General features: G+C 57.1%; 17 protein-coding genes. 11 read left to right on the top strand and 6 right to left on the bottom strand.

The genetic code is table 11. The annotated features are described in order from the left end of the window. Positions 1–51: 51 nt before the first annotated feature. Genes BC777_RS13095 through BC777_RS13070 form a run of 6 tightly spaced genes read left to right on the top strand, consistent with a single transcriptional unit; the run spans position 52 to position 7,507 of the window. The gene (locus BC777_RS13095) at positions 52–1,659 is read left to right on the top strand and encodes an ABC transporter substrate-binding protein (protein WP_100368609.1); all 1,608 of its coding nucleotides are present in this window, start codon (positions 52–54) and stop codon (positions 1,657–1,659) included. A gap of 3 nt (positions 1,660–1,662) precedes the next feature. Beyond that, positions 1,663–2,697, top strand: a complete 1,035-nt coding sequence (locus BC777_RS13090) for an ABC transporter permease (RefSeq protein ID WP_100368608.1) — start codon at positions 1,663–1,665, stop codon at positions 2,695–2,697. Continuing rightward, positions 2,694–3,572, top strand: coding sequence for an ABC transporter permease (locus tag BC777_RS13085; protein WP_100368607.1), 879 nt, complete (start codon positions 2,694–2,696; stop codon positions 3,570–3,572). The genes BC777_RS13090 and BC777_RS13085 overlap by 4 nt, the downstream gene beginning before the upstream one ends. Then, complete coding sequence (locus tag BC777_RS13080; RefSeq protein WP_245834355.1) at positions 3,569–5,209, top strand: dipeptide ABC transporter ATP-binding protein; 1,641 nt, start codon at positions 3,569–3,571, stop codon at positions 5,207–5,209. Before BC777_RS13085 ends, BC777_RS13080 begins: the two co-directional genes overlap by 4 nt. 22 nt (positions 5,210–5,231) lie before the next feature. After that, the gene (gene atzF / locus BC777_RS13075) at positions 5,232–7,037 is read left to right on the top strand and encodes an allophanate hydrolase (protein ID WP_100368605.1); all 1,806 of its coding nucleotides are present in this window, start codon (positions 5,232–5,234) and stop codon (positions 7,035–7,037) included. Next, positions 7,034–7,507, top strand: coding sequence for a RidA family protein (locus BC777_RS13070; RefSeq protein ID WP_100368604.1), 474 nt, complete (start codon positions 7,034–7,036; stop codon positions 7,505–7,507). The genes atzF and BC777_RS13070 overlap by 4 nt, the downstream gene beginning before the upstream one ends. Here BC777_RS13070 and BC777_RS13065 read toward each other — a convergent pair. From BC777_RS13065 to BC777_RS13050, 4 genes are all read right to left on the bottom strand, one after another. Continuing rightward, positions 7,504–8,715, bottom strand: a complete 1,212-nt coding sequence (locus BC777_RS13065) for an amidase (protein ID WP_211095377.1) — start codon at positions 8,713–8,715, stop codon at positions 7,504–7,506. The two genes, BC777_RS13070 and BC777_RS13065, sit on opposite strands and share 4 nt — an antisense overlap. Then, positions 8,712–9,626: a nitrile hydratase subunit alpha gene (locus tag BC777_RS13060; protein WP_100368603.1), complete on the bottom strand. Its 915-nt coding sequence runs from the start codon at positions 9,624–9,626 to the stop codon at positions 8,712–8,714. The genes BC777_RS13065 and BC777_RS13060 overlap by 4 nt, the downstream gene beginning before the upstream one ends. Next, on the bottom strand, positions 9,623–9,964 hold the full coding sequence (locus BC777_RS19625) for an SH3-like domain-containing protein (RefSeq protein ID WP_100368602.1): 342 nt from the start codon (positions 9,962–9,964) through the stop codon (positions 9,623–9,625). Before BC777_RS19625 ends, BC777_RS13060 begins: the two co-directional genes overlap by 4 nt. 345 nt (positions 9,965–10,309) lie before the next feature. After that, positions 10,310–10,822: a peroxiredoxin gene (locus tag BC777_RS13050; protein WP_100368601.1), complete on the bottom strand. Its 513-nt coding sequence runs from the start codon at positions 10,820–10,822 to the stop codon at positions 10,310–10,312. Between the two features lie 92 nt (positions 10,823–10,914). Here BC777_RS13050 and BC777_RS13045 point away from each other — a divergent pair, with 92 nt between their 5' ends. From BC777_RS13045 to BC777_RS13030, 4 genes are all read left to right on the top strand, one after another. Then, positions 10,915–12,129: an NAD(P)/FAD-dependent oxidoreductase gene (locus BC777_RS13045; RefSeq protein WP_100368600.1), complete on the top strand. Its 1,215-nt coding sequence runs from the start codon at positions 10,915–10,917 to the stop codon at positions 12,127–12,129. Further along, positions 12,126–12,683 (top strand): 16S rRNA (guanine(966)-N(2))-methyltransferase RsmD, encoded by a 558-nt coding sequence (gene rsmD / locus BC777_RS13040; RefSeq protein WP_100368599.1) that lies wholly within the window; start codon positions 12,126–12,128, stop codon positions 12,681–12,683. The genes BC777_RS13045 and rsmD overlap by 4 nt, the downstream gene beginning before the upstream one ends. Then, the gene (locus tag BC777_RS13035; protein ID WP_100368598.1) at positions 12,673–13,320 is read left to right on the top strand and encodes an HAD family hydrolase; all 648 of its coding nucleotides are present in this window, start codon (positions 12,673–12,675) and stop codon (positions 13,318–13,320) included. The genes rsmD and BC777_RS13035 overlap by 11 nt, the downstream gene beginning before the upstream one ends. 101 nt (positions 13,321–13,421) lie before the next feature. Further along, the gene (locus BC777_RS13030) at positions 13,422–13,610 is read left to right on the top strand and encodes a hypothetical protein (protein ID WP_133122560.1); all 189 of its coding nucleotides are present in this window, start codon (positions 13,422–13,424) and stop codon (positions 13,608–13,610) included. A 32-nt stretch (positions 13,611–13,642) separates the two neighbouring features. Here the strand turns inward: BC777_RS13030 and BC777_RS13025 are convergent, their stop codons facing one another. Next, positions 13,643–14,500, bottom strand: coding sequence for a 4-(cytidine 5'-diphospho)-2-C-methyl-D-erythritol kinase (locus tag BC777_RS13025; protein WP_100368596.1), 858 nt, complete (start codon positions 14,498–14,500; stop codon positions 13,643–13,645). Further along, on the bottom strand, positions 14,487–16,190 hold the full coding sequence (locus BC777_RS13020; RefSeq protein WP_245834353.1) for a tetratricopeptide repeat protein: 1,704 nt from the start codon (positions 16,188–16,190) through the stop codon (positions 14,487–14,489). The genes BC777_RS13025 and BC777_RS13020 overlap by 14 nt, the downstream gene beginning before the upstream one ends. 404 nt (positions 16,191–16,594) lie before the next feature. Between BC777_RS13020 and BC777_RS13015 the strand changes: the two genes are divergently transcribed. Then, a complete protein-coding gene (locus BC777_RS13015; protein ID WP_100368595.1) occupies positions 16,595–17,065 on the top strand; it encodes a DUF1203 domain-containing protein in 471 nt (156 codons plus the stop codon). Positions 17,066–17,095: the final 30 nt, after the last annotated feature.

The raw sequence follows: 17,095 nt of genomic DNA, 5'->3' as shown, positions 1-17,095 counted from the left end.
CTCTTTCCAACTGCCGAATCCTAAGAAAACAGACAACAGCGAGAGAGAAACATGACCGATACAACCTCCAGACGTAACTTTCTAAAGATGGGTGCTGCGGGCGCTTCCGTTCTGCCATTTCTGCGTGCGATGCCTGCCGCGGCCCAAGGATCAGACACGCTGGTCGTTGTGACGGGTGCAACCATCAACAGCCTTGATCTGCACCGCTCTGGCACAAGTCGCGCATCTTATCAGGTTGGGATCAACTGTTATGATCGCTTGCTGTCATTCGGGACGAAGCAAACACCCGACGGTGGGTTCTCCTACGATTATGAGGTGATCGAGCCAGAGCTTGCCGAAAGTTGGACGGAGTCTGAGGACGGCCTAACGCTTACTTTCAAGCTGAAATCAAACGCGACTTTCTGGGATGGGCGCAAGGTTACAGCCCAAGACGTCAAATGGTCCTTTGATCGCGCCGTGTCGGTCGGGGGTTTCCCAACCGTTCAGATGAAGGCCGGCGGATTGGAACGTCCCGACCAATTCGAAGCCGTCGATGAAGAGACTTTCGTGATCAAGCTGGACCGTGCGTCCAAGCTGACGATCCCGGATTTGGCTGTCCCTGTGCCCTATATCATGAATTCGGTTGAGGCATTGGCCAACGCAACCGAAGACGACCCTTGGGCGACGGAATACCTTCACACGACACCTGCTGGATCGGGTGCGTATAAGGTGGCGCGCTGGACGCCCGGTGAACAGCTTGTCTATGAGCGCAATGACGATTGGGTTGGTGGCCCGTTGCCCGCGTTGCAGCGTGTTGTGATCCGCGAAGTCCCAAGTCCCGCGACCCGTCGCGCACTGGTAGAACGGGGCGATGTGCAGGTCGCATTCGACATCCCCGACAAGGACGCCGCAGAACTGGCCGATACGCTTGATGTGTTCTCGACCCCCGTCGAAAACTGCATCCACTGCCTGAACCCAAACTTTGCGTTTGAGCCGTTCCAGGATTCAAATGTTCGCAAAGCCATCGCTTACGCGATCCCGTACGAGGATATCTTTCAGGCCGCAGCCTATGGTCGCGGATTGCCCATGTGGGGCGGTGAGGAAGAGATCACAGATATCGCGTGGCCGCGCAAGACGCAGTATTACACGGATATTGACAAGGCGAAGGAGCTTATGGCCGCCTCTGGCTATGCGGACGGGTTCGACGTGCCATTGTCGATCAGCCTGGACCTGGCGTCTTGGATGGAGCCCACCGCGCTACTGGTCCAAGAGGCACTTGGTGAGATCGGGATCAATGTCACCATCGAAAAGATCCCGGGTGCCAACTGGCGGACGGCTGTTCTGGTCGAAAAACGCCTGCCATTGCATCTTGAGAACTTCGGCGGCTGGCTCAACACACCCGATTACTACTTCTTCTGGGCCTATCAGGACGGTCACCTGTTCAATTCATCCAACTACCGCAACGAGGAAGTCGAAGAGCTGACGAATGCCACGTTGCACATGCCAATGGACGATCCGGAATACGCGCCAAAGATCATGCGCATGTTTGAAATCGTGCTGGATGAGCTACCACGTATCCCGCTGTACCAACCGGCACTGAACGTCGCGATGAACGGGGCAGAGGGCTATGAGTTCTGGTTCCACCGTCAGTTGGACGTCCGTCCAATCACGCGCGCATAAGTGATGCTTGCCTCTTCCCCTCGGCTGCGTGCGACCCTGTTGCGCGTGGCCCAATCCATCCCGGTTGTCATCGGCGTCGTGATCATCAGCTTTTTGCTGACGCGGGCGCTGCCTGGTGATCCAGCGGTTTATTTCGCAGGGGTGGCGGCTGATACCGCATCAATTGAGCAAACCCGTGTCGCTATGGGTTTGGACAAACCGCTGGTACAGCAGTTCTTCATCTATGTGGGGAACTTGCTGCAAGGCGACCTTGGCCAATCGCTCTCAAGCGGGCGGTCGGTTGCCGCTGATCTGGCAAAGCGTTTGCCGGCCTCGTTGGAATTGACTTTGTCAGCGCTTATTCTGGCCATTGTGATTGCCGTACCGCTAGGCGTTTTGGCCGCAACGCGTCCGGGCACTTGGGTGGATCATCTGTGCCGTGTTGTCGTGACGGCGGGCGTATCGTTGCCCACCTTTTTCACGGGTATTTTGCTGATCTACATCTTCTATTACCTGCTAGGGATCGCGCCCTCGCCGTTGGGTAGGTTGGATTTCATCTACCTTGATCCTGATCACGTCACGGGGTTCTACCTGATTGACGCGGCCTTGATGGGCGATTGGGAGACATGGCGAGGGGCGGCGAAACAATTGATCTTGCCTGCAACCACACTTGCGCTGTTCACGCTGGCGCCTATTGCGCGGATGACGCGGGCGGCAATGCTGACGGCGCTGTCGTCGGATTTCATCCGCACGGCGCGGGCCGCTGGATTGTCCAACAGAACTATTTTGTACCGCTATGCCTTTCGCAATGCCTTGCTGCCCGTCGTCACAACGCTTGGCATGGTGTTTTCCTTTGCGCTTGGGGCCAATGTTCTGGTGGAAAAGGTCTTTGCTTGGCCCGGTATCGGATCTTATGCGGTCGAGGCCTTGGTTGTATCAGACTACGCGGCCGTGCAGGGGTTTGTACTCGCTATGGCCCTTTTGTTTGTGGCGCTCAACCTTGTGATTGACCTGCTTTACACGGCCATTGACCCACGGATTGGATTTTCCTCCAAATGACTGAAGTATCCCAAGAACCTGCGCCCAAGACGCGGGGCAACTTCGATCATATTCTATACGTCCTGCGGGCGAACCCTGTCACGTTGATCGCATTTGGCATGTTCGCACTGTTGATTTTCTCGGCCGTCTTTGGACCGTCTTTGGTTCCCTATGATCCGCTGGCGACCAACGCCGCCAATGCGCTGCAGCCGCCCTCGACCACGCATTGGTTTGGGACCGATAATGTGGGCCGTGACGTGTTCAGCCGCGTGATCGTGGCCACACGGTTGGATCTGTCGATCTCTGTTGCGGCTGTGGCGCTGTCCTTTGTTGTTGGTTCGATCTTGGGATGTATCGCGGGCTATTGGGGCGGCTGGCCGGACATTATTTTAAACCGGTTCCTTGATACGATTATGGCTTTTCCATTGTTTGTACTCGCGATGGGGATTGTTGCGGCGCTGGGGAACACGATTGAAAACATTATCTACGCCACTGCGATCATCAATATGCCCTTTTACGCACGCCTCGTGCGGGCTGAGGTGAATATTCGCCGCGATGCAGGATTTGCACGGGCGGCCAAGCTTGCCGGCAATTCCGATATCCGCGTTCTTGCAATGCACATCTTTCCCAACGCCTTGCCACCAATGATGGTGCAGGTGTCACTGAACCTCGGCTGGGCGATCCTGAATGCGGCCGGGCTGTCTTTTATCGGGTTGGGTGTCAGCCCGCCCACCGCCGAGTGGGGTATTATGGTGGCAGAAGGGGCGAACTTTATCGTCTCTGGCGAATGGTGGTTGGCGGTCTTCCCTGGTCTTTGGCTGATGATCGCGGTCTTCACCTTCAACCTTTTGGGGGACGGATTGCGCGATATTGTCGATCCGCGGAAACGGACATGAGCAAGATGCTATCTGTTAAAGACCTTGCGGTCTCATTCCAGACCCGCAGGGGTGAGGTCGATGCCGTGCGTGGGATCAGCTTTGAAGTGGCCAAGGGTGAAATCCTTGGGATTGTCGGGGAAAGTGGCTCTGGCAAATCGGTGACATCTTATGCGTTGATGCGCATCCTTGATGCGGGTGGGGTAATCAAAGCGGGCGAGGCGACCTATTCAGGCATCGACCTGCGCCGGGCCGCTGAGCACGATATGCGCGATATCCGTGGCCGCGAAATTTCTATGATTTTCCAGAACCCACGCGCGGCACTTAATCCGATCTGTAAGGTTGGGCACCAGATCGAAGACGTACTGCGCCATCACGCCCGCGCCACCCGCTATGATGCGCGTGCCAAAGCAATTGCAGCGCTTGAGGCCGTCAAGATCAACGATGCCGAGGCGCGCTATGATGCCTATCCCTTCGAGCTCTCGGGCGGCATGTGCCAGCGCATCGTCTGCGCAATCGCATTGGCCTGTGACCCACGTCTGCTGATCGCCGACGAACCGACGACTGGACTTGATATCACAACGCAAAAAGCGGTCATGGACCTTGTGCGCGATCTGATCCGCGAACGCGGAATGAGTAGTATCCTGATTACCCATGATCTTGGCCTTGCCGCGCAATATTGCGACCGGATTTTGGTGATGAAGGACGGTGTGATCGTCGAACAAGGCGACCCTGTTCAGATATTCAGCGACCCGCAACACCCCTATAGCCGCAAACTCGTGGACGCGACCCCGCGTGCAGGAGAAACTGTGCGTAGCTTGCTGCCACCCCAAGAGCGTGGGGAAGAGCTAACCCCGACGGTCAGCGATCAACCTATCCTAGAGGTCCGCGACCTGACCAAGACCTATGCCGGGAAATCCGGCCCCGTGCATGCGGTGAAGGGCATTTCATTTATGATCAACCAAGGCCAATGTGTCGGGCTTGTAGGTGAAAGCGGCTGCGGCAAATCCACGACATCAGAGATTTTGGTCCGGTTGATGGACGCGACCAGCGGGCAGATCATTTTTGATGGGCACGACATCGCGCGCGTCCCAGCGCGAAGCTTTGCAAAAGACAGCAGGCGTGCCGATATTCAGATGGTCTTTCAGGACGCCACCGACAGTTTAAACCCGCGGCACACAGCGCGTCAGACAATCTCGGAACCGCTGCGGCGCTTGGCGCGGATGCGTGGTGCAAAGCTGGCTGTGCGGATCGAAGAACTGGCGGTGCTTGTGGGGCTGCCTTTGCCCTTGCTTGATAGGTTTCCGCATCAGCTGTCGGGCGGGCAAAAGGCGCGTGTGGGCATTGCGCGTGCCATCGCGCTTGATCCCAAGTTCCTGATTTTGGATGAACCGACAGCCGCACTTGATGTGTCGATCCAAGCGGTCGTTTTGAACCTCTTGGTGGATTTGCGCGCCAAACTGGGGCTTAGTTATCTTTTCGTTAGCCACGACTTCCATGTTGTGCGGCTGCTTTGTGATCATGTGATCGTCATGAAAGACGGTGAAATCGTCGAACAAGGTGCGGCCGAGCAGGTGATGTCAAACCCTCAAAGTGACTATACCAACGCCTTGCTTGCAGCGGCCCCCAAGCCACCCCAACGCCGCAATATAAGTTAAATACCAAGACCCGGAGAATACCATGCCTAGCCATCTTCCGTTTACACTGAGCGCCTTGCGCGAAGCCTATGCTGCGGGCACCAGCCCTGTTGACGTCATTGATGAAATTTTTGCACGGTTGGATTTAGTGAATGATCCGGGCATCTTTATCCATCTGCGCGATCGCGAAAGCCTGCGCGTAGAGGCGACAGCCCTAGGGGCCTACAACCCTGATATGCCACTTTGGGGCATTCCTTTTGCGGCCAAAGACAACATTGATGTCGCAGGGATTGAGACAACGGCGGCCTGTCCAGCTTACGCTTACAAGCCCACGAAGGATGCCTTTGTCATCGCAAACTTACGCGCCGCAGGGGCCCTGATGATCGGCAAGACCAACCTTGACCAATTCGCCACCGGGCTTGTTGGTGTCCGCACGCCTTATGGGGCACCACTGAATGCGGTTGATCCAGAGATCGTACCGGGTGGTTCCTCAGGTGGGTCTGGCGTGATTGTTGGCCACGGCATCGTGACGTTTTCGCTTGGGACTGACACCGCTGGGTCTGGCAGGGTGCCTGCTGCCCTGAACAACATTGTCGGTCTCAAGCCAACGTTGGGGGCCATATCCGCCAGCGGCGTTGTGCCAGCCTGCCGCTCGACCGAAACGGTGTCAATCTTTGCTCTGACTGTCGACGATGCCTATGCGGCTTTCGAAGTCGCGCGCGGCTTTGATCCCGCGGATGCCTATTCGAAGCCCCTTGCGCATGAGCCGTTAGCAGCACCAACCAAACCGTTGCGGATCGGCGTCCCGGATGCCACCACCATCGAATTCTTCGGAGACACGATCCAACAGGCCGCCTTTGATCGGGACGTTGCGCTGTTGAAGGCGGGTGGCGCAGAAATTGAATACGTAGATTTCGAACCGCTCTATGCGATTGCGCGCATGCTCTATGAAGGCGCATGGGTGGCGGAACGCTACACAGTCATCGAGGATTTGTTGAAGACTGACCCCGGCGCAATCCATCCAGTAACCAAACAGATTATCACCCATGCGGAAAGCATGTCGGCCGCAGATGCGTTTCGCGGAATGTACCGATTGGCTGAGTTGAAACGCGCGGCAGAGCCCATGTTGGACGGTGTTGATTTGCTTTGCGTGCCAACAATCCCGACTTTCTACACCGTGGCCGATCTGGCGGTTGATCCCGTCACACCCAATTCAAACAACGGCACATATACGAACTTCGTGAACCTATTGGATATGTGTGGCATCGCTGTGCCCACAGCGCCGCGTAGCGATAGCAGACCGGGGAGCGTGACGCTCTTGGCGGGTGCGGGTCAGGATGCGTTGATTGCGGCTGTCGCGCGCGGGTTCGAGGCCGATTGCGCACGCAGGATGGGTGCGACCAGTCATCCAATCCCGACACCTGCTGCTTTGCCAGAACAGCCTTCGGATCAGATCGAATTAGCGGTTTGCGGGGCGCATATGACTGGATTGCCGCTAAATTGGCAGCTGACCGATCTGGGGGCGACTTTTATCCGCAAAACGCGAACGGCTCCGGACTATAAGTTCTACGCATTGGCGGGCGGGCCACCTGCACGGCCAGGTTTGGTCCGCGCTGAAGGGCCCGATACTGGTTCTGTCGCGGTCGAGGTGTGGTCGTTGCCCAAAACAGGTTTCGGAACCTTCATGGCTGGCATCCCTGCGCCATTGGGGATCGGTACAATCGCCTTGTCCGATGGATCGGTGGTGAAAGGGTTCATCTGTGAAGCAAGTGGCCTCAAAGGGGCGACGGATATCACCCAACTTGGTGATTGGCGGGCCTTTTTGGCGCAAGAGGCCGTCACTGCATGACATCGCAGGTCGAAAAACGGCTCGCTGGCCTGGGTCTTGAATTGCCGCCTGATTGGACACCGCGCGGCCAGTTTTTGCCGTTTCGTAAAGACGGGGTGCTTGTTTACCTGTCTGGCCAGATTTGTGAATGGGCAGGCGAAGTGACCCACACGGGCCCCGTTGCAGATACGCCCGAAGGGATCGCAGCCGCAAAAGAGGCGGCCAAAATCTGTGCGCTGAACCTCATCTACCGTTTAAGAGAGGCTTGCGAAGGTGATCTCGACCGGGTCGATGTGATCCTGCGTCTGGGCGGGTTCGTCAATTGCCACTCCGGCTTTCCCAGCAGCCCCGCAGTGATCAATGGCGCGACAGAAGTGTTCATAGCACTGTTTGGGGATGATGGGTGGCACGCCCGAACTGCGGTGGGTGTCTCTGGTCTACCAGGCAATGCTTCGGTCGAAGTGGATGCGATTGTGCGGCTAAAGGACTAGGAAGGAAGTTGCGGTCTTGGCAAATCAGGACTGCGGTTTTCCAGCTGCGCGGCCGTTTCCAAAATCTGGACGTCTTGTCCCGGATGCGCGGCCAGCATCACTGATCTGGGTCGGCCTAGGCGATCAGGGCCCCAAGGCAAACAGACAAGCGGGCCGCCAAAGACAGTCCAAGGGGTCAGCCAATCCTGATAGCCGGTGGTGCCGTCAATCAAAGGTGCCCCTTCGGGAACCGGCAAGGTCAGCACGATTTCTGCACCAGCAAGGGCACCCCAAAATTGCTGCTTCGCGTCGGCCAGAAAATCAGCTGCTTGTTTGGCTTCATCTGGCGATATTTTCAACCCGGCCTTGAGGCCGGCCAGAAACTTAGGCTTCAGCACATCAACCCGGGCGTCTTGTAACATAACGCCATGGGCCTGTGCTGCCTCATAATTCATTACGATCCGATGCGCTTTGACGATGGCGTCAACATCAGCGCTGAGTGGCGCGTTGTCGATATGTGTGCCAAGGGCGGTGGTTGCGCTGTGTAAACCCGCCAAGGCATCTTCATCCACATGCACAGAGGTTTGCCACAGCCCGGTGACAACCTTTAGGGACGAAGGCTCTGCTGCGCTGATCTTGGTGGGGGCGATTGCTGCAAATGCCTTTTTCGCCAGTGCTACGGAGGAGGCTATGATCCCGACGGTATCAAAACTGGCGGCAAGCGGCGTAACACCTGCCGTTGGCAACATGCCGTAAGACGGCTTAAAACCAACAACCCCACAATAAGCTGCAGGCCGACACAGCGACCCGGCGGTCTGCGTACCAAGCGCGATATCAACGACACCAGCTGCAACCGCAGCCCCCGATCCGCTGCTCGACCCGCCCGGGCTGCGGTTCAGGTCATGCGGATTGCGGCAAGGCGTCGGATCAGTGAATGCAAATTCTGTGGTCGTAGTCTTGCCAACGATCCGCGCACCGGCATTGCGCAGTGCTGCAACGACAGCGGCATCTTGCAAGGCAGGTTCGGCATCTTTGTAAGCGTCGCTGCCATTGCGGGTCGGGACGCCGGCGACATCAATGACATCCTTTACACCGACGGTCAGGCCGGCGAGTGGACCTTCCTTTGGAACATCCTCCGCACAAAGGCTCACAAACGCATGGATGTGTTTTTCCCACTGCATCAGGTTTTGTGGCACGTAGGGGTCGGCTTTGGAGGCGCGTTGCCTCACACGACCTCTCTCGCCACGCCAATTAGGTGGTCCCGCGAAATCCGCGCCTCGAGTTCATTCAACGAAAATCTGTCGAGGTCCTCAGGCGGCTCTGGCAAGACCAGATACCGCATGTCGGCGTTGCTATCATGCACGACCAGCTGAATATCTTCGGATAAGTCCAGGCCAAACTCAGCCAGAACGCGGCGCGGTTCACGGACAGACCGCGCGCGATAAGCTTTCGAAATATACCAAGAGGGCGGCTGGCCAAGAATGGACCTTGGGTAACAGGAACACAGTGTACACGTGATCAGATTGTGCAGCTGAGGCGTATTCTCAACCACGATGATCCGTGCCTCGGTGACTGGAATGTTGAGCTCTTGGACGGCAGCGCGGCCATCAGACAGAAGGCGGGCGCGATAGTCCGGGTCAGTCCACGCTTTCACCACAACCTGCGCACCAAGGTGAATACCGGGGCTTTCCAGTTTGGCGATGGCGCCTGTGACTTCAAGCGCCGTCAACAAGCCCTTGCCAATCAGTACCTCCTGCAGAGCATCCACGATAATCTGGGCTTCAATGTTTCCAGCCTCATCCTCGATGACAAGCGCCTCATGTTCACCATGGTCATGATCATGGGGCATTTGGGTCTCCTTAACGGGGGCCAACCAGTGGTCGTAGATTTCAATGATTAGCGTGTCATGATGCGGGATCACATCGTTTGGCCAAAGCTGTGTCTGCGCAAATGCCACCCGGTAAAGATCAACCGCGCGACCAGAGGTATTGCCCACCGCCAGATCCTCTGGGTTGAGATATGTGCCGCAATACTCCGTCACGCGTCCAATCTGGTTGCGAATATAGTGTGGGATACGAACATGCCCCGTCTTCCCAAGTGCCAGAACCCGAACAATGTCACCCGCCGCGAACCGTTTCATGGAGGCGTATCAACGTCCGTCCAGCGCAACGTCCCAGCCTCAATCGCCTCATCCAGTTCAGCGCGCGAGACAATCCCTTTTTCAATCAAAACATCGGTCATGGCTGCCAACCGGCGTCGGTAGAATGACAGGGTGTTGTATTTCTCAACGCCGAAGCTCTCGAATCCGCGCCGAACCTCGTCAAGCGAGACGATCCGGCGCGTGCCGTCACCAAGAAGACCACGGATTGCCTCGACTTGCTTTTCCCAATGAAGCCATGGGAGATCGACCATTGGAATGTCACCCGCAGGATCGCCACCCACGTCGTGATAGCCTTTGGGGCCCTTGTCATTTTCCATAACTATTCTCCAAGACTTTCGTAACATGGCGATCTGCGACTATGATGACCATTGCTTTTTTTGCATCAAGCCTGTGCGAAGAATGGGCCGACGAGACCGCTCTTGGTATCGCGCGATCCTGGTTCCTCGCAATCGCGTTCATGTGCCGGTCAACGAGGGGAGGTAATATGAGCATAAACAACTAGGCGATCTCGGCCTTCTTTTGGCGGGGCCGCACAGTCTGTCAGTCGTAAAGACGAACATTCATGACATGTGCAGCATTCATCACTTTAGGGCGCAAACCCGACATTCGTATCTGCGTACAAATGCCATAGAGCCATCCCCAACCAGCATAGCCCCTATAATCTAATCCAGCGCTTTTTCCTGAAAATCCATTGCTGCCAACAGTGTCTCGCCAGCTGAAATTTCGCATTCGCCCGGGCTGAGTTCTTCGTTCAGGATCGAAACGACGCCGTTGTCGACCAGCATAGAGTATCGTTTGGACCTGTTGACGAAACCAACCGGTGGTGCGCTGAAATTCATGCCAATGGCTGTGGTGAACGCGCTTTCGGCATCGGCGAGCATTGTGATCCCGGTTTCTGTCGCGCGGGTTTTTTCGCCCCAGGCTTGCATCACAAAAGGATCATTGACGGAGATACAGATAATCTCATCCACGCCTTTGGCTTTGAAGTCATCAAAGGTGATCATGAAGCTGGGCACATGTGCGGTAGAGCAGACGCCTGTATAGGCGCCGGGCAGTCCGAAGATAACAACTTTGCGGCCGTCCAGTTTGTCAGACAGAACGACTTGTTCTGGCCCCTCTTCGCCCATGTGCAGCAATGTTGCATTGGGTAGCGCATCGCCCGTCTTGATTGTCATTTTTTAGCCCCTGTTGGTAATTGTAACTTTCGTCGCTTCACATATAGAGTTTGCGCTAACAAGCACCAGTGAGACAAGAAGGTAAAAACAACATGACCCATGTCGTCGTCGTCGGCGCAGGCCAGGCCGGCGCATCGCTTGTTGCGAAATTGCGTAGCATCGGGTTTGAGGGTGACATCACCTTGATTGGTGCCGAAAAAGTACCACCCTATCAGCGTCCCCCCCTGTCAAAGGCTTATTTGCTTGGGGAAATGGCCGAGGAACGGCTTTATCTGCGACCAGCTGATTTCTATGCTGATCAGGATATCAACCTACGCTTGGACACCCGTGTCACTGGCATTGATCGCGCCGCAAAGACGATCATGCTGAGTGATGGTGACGAACTGCACTATGATGAGCTGGCCCTGACAGTCGGCGCACATCCGCGCATGCTGCCTGCCACGATCGGCGGAATGCTGGATGGTGTCTATGCGGTACGCGATCTGAGTGACGCCGACGCGATGGCCCCGGCATTTACGGCAGGCAGGCGTGTTTTGATTATCGGTGGCGGCTATATCGGGCTGGAGGCGGCGGCGGTCGCGTCCAAGCTAGGATTGCAGGTGACGCTGGTAGAGATGGCGGATCGCATTTTGCAGCGGGTGGCAGCACCTCAGACATCCGACTATTTCCGCGCGTTGCACAGCGCGCATGGCGTTGACATTCGTGAAGGCGTTGGCCTCGATCATCTGGTGGGTGACGGCCATGTATCCGGTGCCGTTTTGACGGACGGCACAGAGCTTGCGATTGATTTCGCCGTTGTTGGCGTTGGCATCAGCCCCGCGACGATCCTTGCAGAAAGCGCAGGGATTGATGTGGGCAATGGTATCACGACCGACGCCCATGGTCGCACCTCTGACCCACATATCTGGGCTGCGGGCGATTGTGCCTCTTGCCTATTCCAAGGAGAGACGATCCGGTTGGAAAGTGTGGGCAACGCCATTGATCAGGCCGAAACAGTTGCAGTGAACATCGCTGGTGGCGATCAGCCCTATGTGCCCAAACCGTGGTTTTGGTCAGATCAATATGACTGCAAGTTGCAGATTGCCGGGCTGAATATCGGTTATACGGATGTGTATGTCCGCCATGGCGATGCGCCCGGTGTGCAGTCAAACTGGTATTATGACGGCGCGACACTGTTGGCCGTCGATGCGATGAACGACCCGCGCAACTATATGATCGGCAAACGCCTGATCGAGGCGGGGCGAAGCCCTGATCCGGCACTGATCACCGATCCGGCAACTGACATGAAGGCGCTACTCAAGCCGTGAGGATCATTGGCGGCACCCATCGCGGTACGGCGCTGGCGGTGGTCGGCAAAGGCGATGCGGGCGCGCATCTGCGCCCCACGACCGACCGGGTGCGCGAAAGCCTGTTCAATGTGCTGCAAGGCGGGCGCTTTGGCGATCCGATCAATGGCGCACGGGTGCTGGACCTGTTTGCAGGCACCGGTGCGTTGGGGTTAGAGGCGCTGTCGCGCGGAGCGGCCCATGTGACTTTTGTCGATAGCGGGCGTGTCGCGCAAAAGCTGATCCGCGACAACATCGCCAAGCTGCGCCGGGCTGGTGATGTAACGCTGTTAAGCGTTGACGCGGCGAAGCTGCCGCAAGGCACGCCCTGTCAATTGGTGTTTCTTGACCCGCCCTATGGACAGGAATTAGGTGGCAAGACTCTGACTGCGGCGCTAGCGGCGGGGTGGATCGCACCCGAGGCCCTGATTGTCTGGGAAGAAAGCCGCGCCCAAATCGCCCCACCGGGTTTCACCAGCCTCGATCAGCGCCGTTACGGCGATACTTGGGTCAGCTTTTTGCGCCATGACGCTTGAACTGGTCATCTTTGATTGCGACGGCATGCTGGTCGATACCGAGGCGGTCACGAACCGGATTATCGCGGACTTTCTGGAGCAATACGGGCTGACAATTGCGGAGGATGAGATTGTCACGCTGTTTTCGGGTGGTACGATGGCGTCGGTCGGAGTTGAGGCTACAAAGCGCGGGGCGAAGTTACCCGAAGGCTGGCTTGATGAGATTTACAGCGTGGTCTTTGATGCGTTGCGCCAAGGTGTTGCGGTGATCGCAGGAGTAGAAGACCTGATTGATCAACTCATGGCAAAGGGTATTGCCATCGCCATCGCGTCTAACGGGCCAATGCAGAAGATGGAGATTACCCTGCGCCCCTCCGGTCTCTGGCAGCGATTTGAAGGACGCATCTATTCAGGCCACCAATATGCGCCGAAACCGAAGCCGGATATGCTTTATCAGATTATGGCGGATGCCGGGGTAATGCCTGCGCAAACCGTCATGATTGACGATATGCCGTCAGGGTGTCGCGCGGCGCAAGCAGCGGGGGTGCGCTGCTTTGGCTATGTTGCAGACGGTGATCCGGCGCGACTGGATGGGACGGGGGCGATCAAAGTCTGGTCGATGGCAGAGGTGGCAGACCTATTGCGCGCCGCGTCGTAGCAAAGCTGAACACTTAATCATGTTGATCTGATACCCGCCGTCTCGCGCCTTCTCTTCGTCCCAGATTTGCCCGCTGCGGGTTCTTTCGCTAAACTTGCGTCATGACTGATATGACCGACTTCAGCAATATCCCACGGGTGATCAGGCAAGAGCGGGCCAGCCTGCCACTGCCCGCACCAGTACCATTTGGTGCGCCTGTTCTGATCTCGGATTGTGTGAACCCACTGGCGGGTGAGACGCTGCTCAGCTTGCTATGGAAGCGGATGGACGGATCAGGCGACGCGGATTAGGGGCCGTGGGCATTCCCGTTCATGCACAGGCCCTAAAGCAGTGCCGCCGGAGCAACCCACCAATCCATTTTGGCCACCTGCACGATGCGCGCCACATGGCGCGCTGTCGCCATGTCCTTGACCAAGGCAAAGCACGCAGCCCCTGACCCCGACATTCCGGCAACCGATACCGCTGGCAGCGACTTCAGCTTTGCAATCGCTTCGGTGATTTCAGGCGCTATCGCTTCGGCTGGCGTTTGCAGGTCGTTGCGCTGTGCCCGCAGCCAATGCACAAACCCGTCATAGTCCAGACCCTCTGGCAATTCTGACATCGGGCTGCCGTTCTTGGACACAAGCCCCTGAAACACGGACGCTGTCGGTACATCGACCGGAGGACGTACCAAGACCAAGGCACAATCGGGCAGCGTGACGACAGGCGACAGCATATCACCGATCCCCGACATCCGCACAGGGCGCGGTGCGCCCACGCAAACGGGGACATCTGCGCCCAAGGCAACCACTTCGGGGGCGGTGGCGGGCAGTGGGGCGACCTGCCACAGTTCAGCCAGCATGGCCAGCGTGGCCGCTGCGTCCGAAGATCCGCTGCCAATGCCTGCGGAATGGGGGAGATGTTTTTCAAGCGTCAGTGCTACACCCTTGGTCACACCACGTACGGTGCGCAAAGCCTCGGCTGCGCGCATGATGAGGTTAGTGTGGTCCGTGGGAACGCCGGTAGAGAACGGACCACTGGCCGTCATCCGTAAATCGGGGGCAATGCTGGCGCTGATCTGATCGGCCACATCTGCAAAGACGACCAGACTGTCGAGCAAATGATACCCATCATCGCGTTGACCGGTCACATGCAAGGTCAAATTGACCTTTGCGGGTGCGTTGGCCTTAATCGTCGCCACTGGCGATCCGAATGGGCGCGCGCCCCTCATCGACCAAAACCAGATCTAACCCACGCTGCAACTTGTCACGGATACGGAGCGCTTCTTCCTCGACAGGATCGAAAGACAGCGCGCGCTCCCACTGAAAGCGCGCTTCGATTTCGCGGCCAACGGCCCAGAGCGCATCACCCAGATGATCGTTGATCACCGGATCGACCGGCTCAAGCGAGGCTGCGCGCTCAAGATGTTCGACAGCTTCTTCATACCGGCCAAATTGGAAATAGACCCAGCCAAGGCTATCCACGATGGCTCCGTTATCAGGCCGTTCAGCGGCAGCTGTTTCGATCATGCCAAGCGCTTCATCCAGCTTTTCGCCGCGTTCCACCAAGGAATAGCCCAGATAGTTCAGCACCTGCGGGTGATCAGGGCGCAGGGCAAGGGCCGCGCGGAAATCGGCCTCGGCCCCCGGCCAGTCATCAACCTTATGATGCGCAATGCCGCGGGTGAAATGAACAAACCAACGTGCGCTATTCCCATCATCATAAAGCGTCAGTGCCCGCGAATAGGCTGTGATTGCGTCCTTATAGCGTTCCGCCTGACGCAGGGTGTCGCCTTTGGTGGCATAGACTTCGGGGAGATCAGGGTGGCTGCGGGTCAGTGCCTCCAGCACCTCAATCGCGGCACCATTGCGCCCGGCGCTGCGCAGCACCTCGGCGCGGCCCAGTTCTGCGACGTGAAATGACGGATCATCGCGGGCGACGGTGGCATACGCCGCATTCGCCAGATCATATTGTTCGAGTTCCTCCAGCAGGCCTGCGTTCATCAGAACCAACGGCGTGTTTTCTGGCCACAGATAAGTGGCAGCACGGGTATACATGAGCGTGAACTGCTCTGGCGCATCGTCCTGCACCATACCCGCAATCACATGAAACAGATCGGCCAATCCTTGTTCAGGGGTGCGCACAGCACTGTAGGCCACGGCCTCATCCGCACGCAGCTGCGCGCGCAGTTGTGCGATGCTTGGATCGGACTGTTCACCAAAGACGGCATCCACGATGCCCAGCGCATCGGTGTTGCGGCCAAGCTGGCTTAGGATTTGTGCGTGCGCAATCGCACTTTGGCGGCTGTAGCGCATTCCGCCGGGCACATCGCCTGAAAAAATCGCCTCGGCGCCTTCAAAATCACCAGCAGAAGCGAGCGCATAGGCCTTATGCGTCAGCCCGTAAACCATCATCCCTTCGGTCGCGATCACCTTATCAAAGCTGGCAATCGCCTGCCCGATATCGCCCTGTCCCAAATACGCCCACCCGACGGCAAGGCTATCAACCAGCGGGCCGACATTACGCCCTGCCTCTAATCCATCCAGCATCGCGGCCCAGTTGCCGGATTTCGCATCCGCAATCATCAAGGTCAGATAGGCAATCTGGCTATCATTGCCCTGACCCACGATTGTCTGCGCCACCGGGATGGCCTGCGCGATATCACCCTGCGCAATATAAGACGTCATCGCGTTTTCCAGCAGATAGGCGTTTGTAGGATCGGCAATCAGGCTTTCGGTGAAAAAGCGCGCCGCCTGCCCAAAGTCATTGGCAAGCCCCGCTTGCCGCGCGGCCAGGTAAGCACCCGCATCAGGATCGGCCGTGACCGGTTGTGCGCCTGCGATCATCAAAGCCGCGATTGCCCCCGCAAAAGAACGTTTCAGAACCGTCAAACTCTACCCTTTCATGGCCGTTAAAGCACCCTACTCAGCGTGAGGCTGGCATGCAAATCACACAAAGTCGTGGCGGCAAATTGTTGCGGGTGCGGCATTTTGAAAGGCGTGAATAAGGGCGGCCAGAAAAACAAGAAGACAGGCCATTACGACCCATCCACTTGCCCTGCCAATACTGCTCGCACACGCCTATTTCTTATGGCGCTTCACGTTAAGGGAGACCCTACGCGATGAAGTGATTCGGCGTCAAGACACTGATTCGCGAATCGGTGGAAAACAGGATGATTCTAGATACGGCGAGCAGGTACATCGCACCCAGCCCCTGAAACCGCATGAAGCGGGTCGCTCTGCTATGCATCGGTTTTGTAGTCAGACATCAGCAAAAAAAGAGGAGTGACCCAACCATGGACTTTCAAATCAAACCGCTGCGATTGGATGCGTTCTCGCATTTATTTGGCCTTGATGACGCGGCACTGGCCGCGCGAAAAGCGTCCCGCCAGATCGTGACCGCAAAGCCCGGCACGCCGTGTCGTGTCAGCATGCAAGATGCCGAGATTGGCGAGAGTGTCATACTGATCAGTTACACCCATCAGCCCGAAGACAGCCCGTATCACGCAAGTCACGCCGTTTTCATCCGCGAGAATGCAACCCAAGCGCACTGCGCGGTGAACGAGGTGCCAGAGGTTATCCGCTCTCGCCTGATCTCACTACGGTTTTTTGATCAGGACCATATGATGTGCGCGGCCGAGGTGGTGCAGGGCGACGGTGTCGCAGATACCATCGCACAGGTCTTTGAGGATGATCAGATCGCCTATGCGCATATCCACAATGCCAAGCCCGGCTGTTTCGCCGCGTCGGTGTATCCGGTAAACTGACGCAGCATAGTATTGGTTTGCCCTGTGCCT

The organism is Yoonia maricola (assembly GCF_002797915.1).
GTDB classification, from domain to species: Bacteria; Pseudomonadota; Alphaproteobacteria; order Rhodobacterales; family Rhodobacteraceae; genus Yoonia; species Yoonia maricola.
Note: the sequence above shows the minus strand (reverse complement) of the source record. Positions and strands in the feature narration are given on the sequence as shown.